At 59.3% G+C, this 8,458-nt stretch carries 9 protein-coding genes; 4 read left to right on the top strand and 5 right to left on the bottom strand.

Features of this window, described 5'->3' with window-relative positions; all coding sequences use genetic code 11:
• Positions 1–3: 3 nt before the first annotated feature.
• On the bottom strand, positions 4–387 hold the full coding sequence (locus AC13RM_RS26520) for a YciI family protein (protein WP_113229398.1): 384 nt from the start codon (positions 385–387) through the stop codon (positions 4–6).
• Between the two features lie 178 nt (positions 388–565).
• On the opposite strand from AC13RM_RS26520, the gene AC13RM_RS26525 reads away from it, so the two are divergent.
• Positions 566–961, top strand: a complete 396-nt coding sequence (locus AC13RM_RS26525; RefSeq protein ID WP_440479780.1) for a VOC family protein — start codon at positions 566–568, stop codon at positions 959–961.
• A 61-nt stretch (positions 962–1,022) separates the two neighbouring features.
• Here AC13RM_RS26525 and AC13RM_RS26530 read toward each other — a convergent pair whose 3' ends face one another.
• The gene (locus tag AC13RM_RS26530) at positions 1,023–1,415 is read right to left on the bottom strand and encodes a PRC-barrel domain-containing protein (protein ID WP_285175428.1); all 393 of its coding nucleotides are present in this window, start codon (positions 1,413–1,415) and stop codon (positions 1,023–1,025) included.
• A 349-nt stretch (positions 1,416–1,764) separates the two neighbouring features.
• Here AC13RM_RS26530 and AC13RM_RS26535 point away from each other — a divergent pair, with 349 nt between their 5' ends.
• Both AC13RM_RS26535 and pgi read left to right on the top strand, forming a co-directional pair.
• Positions 1,765–3,462, top strand: coding sequence for a long-chain fatty acid--CoA ligase (locus AC13RM_RS26535; RefSeq protein WP_374824795.1), 1,698 nt, complete (start codon positions 1,765–1,767; stop codon positions 3,460–3,462).
• Positions 3,463–3,636: 174 nt separating this feature from the next.
• A complete protein-coding gene (gene pgi, locus AC13RM_RS26540; protein ID WP_374824798.1) occupies positions 3,637–5,262 on the top strand; it encodes a glucose-6-phosphate isomerase in 1,626 nt (541 codons plus the stop codon).
• 138 nt (positions 5,263–5,400) lie between these two features.
• Here the strand turns inward: pgi and AC13RM_RS26545 are convergent, their stop codons facing one another.
• From AC13RM_RS26545 to AC13RM_RS26555, 3 genes are all read right to left on the bottom strand, one after another.
• Positions 5,401–6,327, bottom strand: coding sequence for a carbohydrate kinase family protein (locus AC13RM_RS26545; RefSeq protein ID WP_374824801.1), 927 nt, complete (start codon positions 6,325–6,327; stop codon positions 5,401–5,403).
• Positions 6,328–6,404: 77 nt separating this feature from the next.
• Positions 6,405–7,103, bottom strand: a complete 699-nt coding sequence (locus AC13RM_RS26550) for an orotate phosphoribosyltransferase (RefSeq protein WP_113233767.1) — start codon at positions 7,101–7,103, stop codon at positions 6,405–6,407.
• Between the two features lie 126 nt (positions 7,104–7,229).
• Positions 7,230–7,880, bottom strand: coding sequence for a TetR/AcrR family transcriptional regulator (locus tag AC13RM_RS26555; RefSeq protein WP_374824805.1), 651 nt, complete (start codon positions 7,878–7,880; stop codon positions 7,230–7,232).
• A 99-nt stretch (positions 7,881–7,979) separates the two neighbouring features.
• On the opposite strand from AC13RM_RS26555, the gene AC13RM_RS26560 reads away from it, so the two are divergent.
• Entirely contained in the window at positions 7,980–8,453 is a 474-nt protein-coding gene (locus tag AC13RM_RS26560; protein WP_113233772.1) for an anthrone oxygenase family protein, read from the top strand.
• The last annotated feature ends 5 nt before the right edge of the window (positions 8,454–8,458 follow it).

Consider the following 8,458-nt stretch of genomic DNA (forward strand, 5'->3'; position numbering starts at 1 on the left):
CCGTCAACTGCCTTCGCCTGACGGCAGGGATGCGCCGGGCAGGTAGAGCGAAATCGGTCTGACTTCGTAAACGGCGGTGGGATTGACGCGACGCAATTCGCGCGCTGCCTCGACTGCCCCCTCAATGGTCGGAAAATCGACGACGTAGAAGCCGAGCAGCTGTTCCTTGGTTTCTGCGAACGGCCCGTCGATGATCATGCCAGCCCCCTTGCCCCGCAAGGTGACGGCGTTTTGGGTCGATCCGAGACGCGCGGCCGGCCCCAGCGATTTCTGCGCGACCAGGCGGTCATTGATCTCCAGAAGATCCGTCATGAGCGCGGCATCCTCCTCCTTGCCCCAGGATTCGACGATGTCTTCCTCGTGATAGGCCAGAATGGCGTAGTACATGGTTTCTCCCCCTTGAGCCCTATACTTGAGCGCCGGGAGTTAAGCAGACCAATCGCAATCGGGAAACCCTGGATCTATGCTCGATCGGAGATATGGCGCGTTTCCCCAATGCTTGCCTTCACTGGCTGCCGATGGCATTGGCTGCAATGATATGTCCTGACGATTTATGGAGACGCCGATGGCCAAGATGATTCACTCGATGATCCGCGTGCTGGACGAGGCGCGCTCGACCGAATTCTACGACAAGGCTTTCGGCCTGAAGGTTGCCGACCGCATTGCCTTCGAGACCTTCACCCTGGTCTATCTCAGCAATGCCGAGACCGGATTCGAACTGGAATTGACCGTTAACCAGGGCCGCATCGAGCCTTATGCGCAAGGGGATGCTTACGGCCACCTCGCGGTCTCTGTTGCGGAATTGAGGGACGAGCACGCGCGCATGACCAACCTCGGGCTCAACCCCGGCAAGATCATCGAGCTTAATCGTGATGGGAAGCTTTTTGCGTTGCTCTTCTTCGTCACCGACCCCGATGGCTATAAGATCGAGGTCGTGCAGAGACATGGGCGGTTTCAATAGGGCCAAACAATGCACAGCCCCGCGGAAGCGGGGCTTGCCGTAGCGCCTTTCGCCAGCCCGCTCACATCCAATAGGGCGGCACGCCGAAATAATCGTGGCTCTTGTGGCCATGATTCTTATGATCGTGATCGTCCTTGGCGGCGAAACGACATGCCTTTTCGATGTCGTTCTTGGTCATGCTGACGCGATAGCCGTCGATGCGGGCATCGTAGCGCAGCTTCTCCCAAGGCAGCCGGTAGTGCTCCTGGCCGATGCCGAAGAAACCGCCGAAGCTCAGAATGACGAAAGCGATGCGTCCATCACTTTTTTCCATCATCAAGCGTTCAATATGACCAATCTGCTTGCCGTCCGAGCCGAATACCCTGGACCCTTCAACGCGGTCGCAGGCGACCAGCATCGACATGTCCTTGATGTAAAGGTCACGACCCGAAAAATCGGCACTCTCTTTATGCATATGCGCACCTCCTTTTGGATACGCGTCACATAAACTATGGAGCGTCCGATCTGCTCTTTGAGGCAGCACGATGCTCCGATGGGTTTAGACCCATGGCGCTATTAACGCTCCGTTGTCATAAAAGTTCCAGTCCTTTTTTTCAGGATTGTAAAAAAACGTGAGCGTAAGACGATCATTGACGTTTACGTCAAGGTTATTGTAGCTTCGGTTGCGCTCCGATGATTTAGTTGAGAGCAAAGACTGCGGCGATGTGAAAAGCGGGAGACTTTTTGATCGTCCAATGACACTCTGCATAGCCGCCGCATATGACGGCGGGGCGTGGTGATGGTGCGTAGAGGAGGAAATGCGCATGAATTCAGTCTCCGCTCCTTCGGATAGACCGCAGGTCAAGAAAATATGGCTTGCCTCCTATCCGGATATCGTACCGGCAGAGCTGCCGCCGCTGGAGCATGCATCGCTCGCCGAACTGCTGGAGGAAAGCTGCTCGCGCTATGCCGACAGACCCGCCTTCACCAGCATGGGCAAATCCATCACCTATCGCGATCTCGACTTGCAGACACGCAAGATTGCCGCTTGGCTGCAAAGCCTCGGCCTGCAGAAGGGCGACCGCGTTGCCGTCATGATGCCGAACGTGCTGCAAAATCCGATCGCGGTTTACGGCATCCTTCGCGCCGGGCTTGTCGTCGTCAACGTCAACCCGCTCTATACGCCGCGCGAACTCGAACACCAGTTGCGTGATTGCGGCGCCAAGACGATTTTCGTTCTGGAAAACTTCGCTCATACGGTTGAGCAGGTTCTGGCCCATACGGATGTGCGCCATGTCGTCGTGACCGCGCTCGGCGACATGCTGGGGGTCAAGGGCCACATCGTCAACCTGATCGTCCGTAAGGTGAAGAAGCTCGTCCCAGCCTGGTCCATTCCCGGCCATCGCAGTTTCAAGAGCGTGATCGCCGAGGGCTCGCGTCTGCCCCTGAAGCTATCGGAACTGACCGGCAGCGACATTGCCTTCCTGCAATATACCGGCGGCACGACCGGCGTCGCCAAGGGCGCGATCCTCACGCATTCAAACCTGCTCGCCAACCAGCTGCAGTTGCTGCTCTGGCTGCAATCCGCCTATATCAACAAGCCGCGCCCCGAGCAGCTGACCTTCGTCTGCGCCCTGCCGCTCTATCATATCTTCGCGCTGACGGTGAATTCTCTCATGGGCATGTCGCTCGGCGGCCATAATGTGTTGATCGCCAATCCGCGTGACATACCCGCCTTCATCAAAGAGCTCGGCAAATACAAGTTCGACATGTTCCCCGGCCTGAACACCCTGTTCAACGCGCTGATGAACAATACGGAGTTTACCAAGCTCGACCTGTCCAATACCGCAACGCTTGCCGGCGGCATGGCGGTGCAGCGGCCAGTCGCCGAACGGTGGCAGAAAATGACGGGCGCCTGGATCACCGAAGGTTATGGCCTTTCAGAGACCTCGCCGGTCGCAAGCGCCAATCGTTTCGACAGCCCGGAATTTACCGGCACGATCGGCCTGCCGATCACGGGAACCGATTTCGACATTCGCGACGAGAACGGCAATTCGCTGCCGCTCGGCGAAGTCGGCGAGATCTGCATTCGCGGCCCCCAGGTGATGGCCGGTTATTGGAAGCAGCCGGCCGAGACCGCACGCGTCATGACACCGGATGGCTTCTTCCGCAGTGGCGACATGGGCTTCATGGACGAACGGGGCTACACCAAGATCGTGGATCGCAAGAAGGACATGATCCTGGTCTCGGGCTTCAACGTCTATCCGAACGAGATCGAGGAAGTCGCCGTCATGCATCCGGGCGTGCTCGAGGCCGCGGCAATCGGCGTGCCCGACCCGCACTCCGGCGAGGCGGTGAAGCTCTTCATCGTCAGGAAGGACCCGGCTTTGACCGAGGCCGACGTCAAGGCTCATTGCGCTGAAAATCTAACCAATTACAAACGCCCGCGCTTCATCGAATTCCGCACCGAATTGCCGAAATCGAATGTCGGCAAGATCCTGCGCAAGGAGTTGCGCGGCTGACATAATTCCATGTCATTCACGAAGCCGCTCGCGCTTTTTCACGAGCGGCTTTTTTCGTTTTGGGTGATAGGTGAACTTGATTTACGCCCTACATAGGGAATAGTTTTCGCGACCAAACTCAAAGCGCTTGGCCCGGTTTTGAAGGCCAGCAGCGCGAACCGCAAGGAGCCTCCCATGAACGCCCTCGTCGATCAACTGAAGAGCACCGCATCGGCAACGAAGGCTACGGATATTCGCGCCGCTTTCGCCGCCGATCCGAAACGCTTTTCCCGCTTCAGCGCCTCGTTCGACGACCTGCTGATGGATTACTCCAAGACGGCTGTTAACGACGATATCCTCGCTCTGCTCGAGAAGCTCGCAGCCGAGGGCGGCGTTGCCGCCAAGCGCGAGGAAATGTTCTCCGGCGTCGCCATCAACTTCACCGAAAACCGCGCCGTCCTGCACACCGCGCTGCGCAACCGCTCGAACAAGCCGGTGCTGGTCGACGGCAAGGACGTCATGCCTGACGTCAATGCGGTTCTCGCCGCCATGGGCACGTTTGCCGACGGCATCCGCTCGGGCGCGCTGAATGGCTCGACGGGCAAGGCGATCACCGATGTCATCAATATCGGTATCGGCGGCTCCGATCTCGGCCCGGTCATGGCAACGCTGGCGCTCGCCCCCTTCCACGATGGTCCGCGCTCGCACTTCATCTCCAATATCGACGGCGCCCATATCGCCGATATCCTGAAGCTCGTTAAGCCGGAAACGACGCTCTTCATCGTCGCTTCGAAAACCTTCACGACGATCGAGACGATGACCAATGCCCAGACGGCGCGCAAGTTCATCGCCGATGCGCTCGGCGAAGCCGCCGTGCAGCATCACTTCGCGGCCGTTTCGACAGCGCTCGACAAGGTTGCCGCCTTCGGCATCGACAGCGAGCGCGTCTTCGGCTTCTGGGATTGGGTCGGCGGCCGCTACTCGATCTGGTCGGCGATCGGCCTGCCGCTGATGATCGCGATCGGCCCGGAAAACTTCGGCAAGTTCCTCGATGGCGCGCATGCCATGGACAATCATTTCCGCCAGGCGCCCTTCAAGGAAAACCTGCCGATGCTGCTTGGTCTGATCGGCTTCTATCACCGCAACGTGCTCGGCTATCCTACGCGCGCGATCTTGCCCTATGACCAGCGCCTGTCGCGCTTCCCGGCCTACCTGCAGCAGCTGGATATGGAATCGAACGGCAAGGGCGTCACCATCGACGGCACGCCGGTCGAGGGCAATTCCGGCCCGGTCGTCTGGGGCGAGCCCGGCACCAACGGCCAGCACGCCTTCTATCAGCTCATCCACCAGGGCACGAGCATCATCCCGGCCGAATTCATGATCGCCGCCAACGGCTTCGAGCCGGAGCTGCACCACCAGCACGACCTGCTAATGGCCAATTGCCTGGCGCAGTCGGAAGCACTGATGAAGGGCCGCACCTTCGAGGAAGCCAAGGCTCAGCTCACCTCCAAGGGCATGGACGACAAGAAGGCTGATTTCATCGCACCGCACCGCGTCTTCACCGGCAACCGCCCGTCGATCACCTTCGTCTATGACAAACTGACGCCCTTTGCGCTCGGCCGACTGATCGCACTCTACGAACATCGCGTCTTCGTCGAGGGCGTGCTCTTCCGCATCAACTCCTTCGATCAGTGGGGCGTCGAGCTCGGCAAGGAACTGGCAACGGGCCTGCTGCCCGTCATCGAAGGCAAGGAAAGCGCTGCCGGCCACGATTCCTCGACGCAAGGGCTTGTGGCTGCGCTGGCAAGCCGCGCGAAGTAAGTTGATTATCTACCTCCCTCTTGAGGGGGAGGTGGCCGCAAAGCGGCGGGTGGGGGTGATTGAGCTTGCCATCTAGCCCGAAAGATCACCCCACCCCGGCACTACGTGCCGACCCTCCCCCTCAAGGGGAGGGTTGGATCAAAGACCGATCTCACTTGCCCAGGGCGGATTGGCACCGGCGCGCGATACCGTCACTGCCGCAGCCTTGGCGCCCAGAGCCAGCGCATCCTGCAAGGCTTTCTCGTTCAGCGAAGCCACCTGCGCCTTGGTCAGCAGGTTGTTCATTTTCAGCGATGCCAGAATGCCGGCATCGAAAGTATCGCCGGCACCCACCGTATCGACGACGGTGACGCGCTCGCTTGGCACCGAGACTTTCAGCGACTTGGTATAGCCGGTTGCGCCTTCCGCACCCTTGGTGACGACGACGAGCTTGGCGCCCTGGTTCAGCCAATGGTTGGCCAGCTCATCGTGATTGCCAACAATGCCGAACCATTCCAGATCCTCATCGGAGAATTTGAGAATGTCGGACATGGCCGCCATCCGGCTGATGCGGCCCATATGGGCTGCCTTGTCCTTGATGAAGCCCGGGCGGATGTTCGGGTCGAGCGAGATCACCCGGCTCTGGTGTTCGCGCTTCATCAGTGCCTCATAGGTTGCGCCACAGGGATCGGGGATCAGGCTGATCGCACCGAAATGCAGAGCTTCGCAATCATCGCCGAGCGTCGGAAGATCGGCCTCGGTGATCATGCGGCCGGCCGTGCCTTCGTCGTAGAAGGCATAGGTTGCCTGACCGTTGACGAGCTTGACGAAGGCAATCGTGCTCGGACGCGGCGTGATGGCGCAATAACTGAAATCGACCTTGGAGGCCGAGAGCGTGTCGCGCAGGATTTCGCCCATCATGTCATCGGCAATGCCGGTGAAGAAGCCTGTGGGAATGCCGAGGCGCCCAAGCGCGATCGCAGTGTTGAAGATCGCGCCGCCGGCATAGGGGGCAAAGCCCTTTTCACCCAGCGTCGTATCCCGCGGCAGCATGTCGATCAAAGCCTCGCCACAGCACAAAATCATTCCGGCCTCCCAAAGAGCGCGTCTGTATTATCCAGTTACATAAATCGATTAGATAGATTCAATGCAAAAGCAAAGCGTCAGTTTGTCGGCAGCTCCGAAATACCGCCGTTCCAACCGGACCAGGCGAGCGGCGCATTTAGAAAGGCCTCGACTTCCTCGAGCGTCTTGTCGTCGAACAGCTTCTGCTCCTTGGCGACGGCGAGCACTTCGCGCCAGGTCGTGATGTATTGCAGGCTGACTTTCCGGTTGGCAAAGCGTTCGACCGCCTCGGGGAAGATGCCGTAATAGAACAGCGCCATGCCATGATCGACGATACCGCCGGCTGCGCGGATCGCGTCGATGAAAGTGAACATGCTGCCGCCGGCCGTCGTCAGATCCTCGATGACGAGCACGCGGGCGCCCTCCTTCATGTCGCCTTCGATCTGGGCGTTGCGGCCATGGCCCTTCGGCTGCTTACGAACGTAGATCATCGGCAGGTTCAGGCGCTCGGCCAGGAAGGCGGCGAAGGGAATGCCCGCCGTCTCGCCGCCGGCAACACAATCGAACTGCTCGAAGCCGACATTGCGAACGATGATGCTTGCGGCGAAATCCATGACCGTCGAGCGGATGCGCGGATAGGAGATCAGCTTGCGGCAATCGATATAGACCGGGCTCGCCATGCCGGACGCGAACTTGTAGGGCTTGTCTGCATTGAAGTGGACTGCCTTGATCTCCCAAAGCATCCTGGCCATCAGCTCAGCCATGACAGTGCGATCGGTGAATATCATCTGGGTCATGCAGGGGACTCCTTCGCGAGCGCTAATGTTCCAGCGGCAATAGCAGCAAGCGGCCCGAGTTTCCAGACGTATAGAAGGTTTTGCAAGCATCGCTGCGGCTGCGGGGCAAGGGCGGCTCTGAGCAGGCTACAGCGCGAGCCCGAGGTCGGCAGGCAACATGGCCTTGAATAACGCGATAACCTTATCCCCCTCCTCCCTTTCGATCGAGATCGCGTAACGGACGGCAGCGGCGACCAGCTGCATGGTCAATCGGGCTGTTCTGGCCAATTCAGCTTGGTCATGTTCCGGCCAAAGGCGCTCGAGGACAGTCAGAAATGCCTGCGAGTGCCACTCCATATCCTCGGCATCGACCTGCTGAAGCAGCTTGTCGGCGTGCGTGGCGTGCCAGATGTCGCGCATGACTGGCTCCTCCAGAAACATGGCGTAGTAGCCGTCGACGATGCGGCCAAGGGCCGACTGGAGCTGGTCGCGGCTCTTGATCGCCACCAGCTCATCTTCGACGCATTGCCGGCCCTGCTCATTGAAGCGCTCGGCCAGCACGCGGATGATCGCCGTCTTGTCCGGGAAATATTGGTAGAGCGAACCGAAGGAAACGCCCGCCTTTTCGACGATCTCGCCCATGCGCAGCGCATCGCTCCCGTTTTTCGCAATCAGATCGGATGCCACCGAAAGGATCAGATCCACCCGCTCACGGCCGCGCTGCTGGCTGGGTATGCGTCGCGGTGTGCCCGCCTCGTCCTTGCTGCGCCTACGCCTCGCGATCGGTTCGTGCGTCATACCATTCCCTGCCTGTGCCCGTTGACAAGCAATATAAGAGAGTTTATCACATTTCGCAAATGAGAGAGTTTATCACATTTTATGCTGGAGGAGCTTGAAATGCAGATCACGACTATCGCCCTTATCGTCGCCGCGATCAGCAGCGGCCTTCTCGCCGGCGTCTACTTCGCCTTCTCGACCTTCGTCATGCAGGCCTTCGCCCGTCTTCCCGTTGATCAGGGGATTGCGGCGATGCAATCGATCAACGTCACGATCGTGCGCTCGCCCTTCATCGTGCTGTTCCTGCTGACGGCAGCGCTCTCGATCTTCATCGCCGTGATGGCCATTCTTTATTGGCGGGGCGGCACCAGCATGATGATGCTGGCGGGTGCGGCGCTCTATATCGTCGCGAGCTTTCTTTCGACGATAGTGTTCAACGTGCCGCTGAACGACGCTCTGGACAGGCTTGACGGCCATTCGGCAGAGGCGGCACAGCTATGGTCCAGCTTTCTCACCGACTGGATGGGCTGGAACCATGTACGCACGGTCGCCTCGCTCTTGGCCGCATGCGCCTTCGTGAAAGCCCTATTCTAAAGGCA

The sequence above is a fragment of the Martinezella sp. CNPSo 3732 genome (assembly GCF_057784515.1).

What these genes read in the sequence shown, in the direction of transcription:
- AC13RM_RS26525 (WP_440479780.1), top strand. Translation starts at nt 566, where the DNA reads ATGGCCAAGATGATTCACTCGATGATCCGCGTGCTGGACGAGGCGCGC.
- AC13RM_RS26545 (WP_374824801.1), bottom strand. Translation starts at nt 6,327, where the DNA reads ATGATTTTGTGCTGTGGCGAGGCTTTGATCGACATGCTGCCGCGGGAT.
- AC13RM_RS26550 (WP_113233767.1), bottom strand. Translation starts at nt 7,103, where the DNA reads ATGACCCAGATGATATTCACCGATCGCACTGTCATGGCTGAGCTGATG.
- AC13RM_RS26535 (WP_374824795.1), top strand. Translation starts at nt 1,765, where the DNA reads ATGAATTCAGTCTCCGCTCCTTCGGATAGACCGCAGGTCAAGAAAATA.
- AC13RM_RS26530 (WP_285175428.1), bottom strand. Translation starts at nt 1,415, where the DNA reads ATGCATAAAGAGAGTGCCGATTTTTCGGGTCGTGACCTTTACATCAAG.
- pgi (WP_374824798.1), top strand. Translation starts at nt 3,637, where the DNA reads ATGAACGCCCTCGTCGATCAACTGAAGAGCACCGCATCGGCAACGAAG.
- AC13RM_RS26555 (WP_374824805.1), bottom strand. Translation starts at nt 7,880, where the DNA reads ATGACGCACGAACCGATCGCGAGGCGTAGGCGCAGCAAGGACGAGGCG.
- AC13RM_RS26560 (WP_113233772.1), top strand. Translation starts at nt 7,980, where the DNA reads ATGCAGATCACGACTATCGCCCTTATCGTCGCCGCGATCAGCAGCGGC.
- AC13RM_RS26520 (WP_113229398.1), bottom strand. Translation starts at nt 387, where the DNA reads ATGTACTACGCCATTCTGGCCTATCACGAGGAAGACATCGTCGAATCC.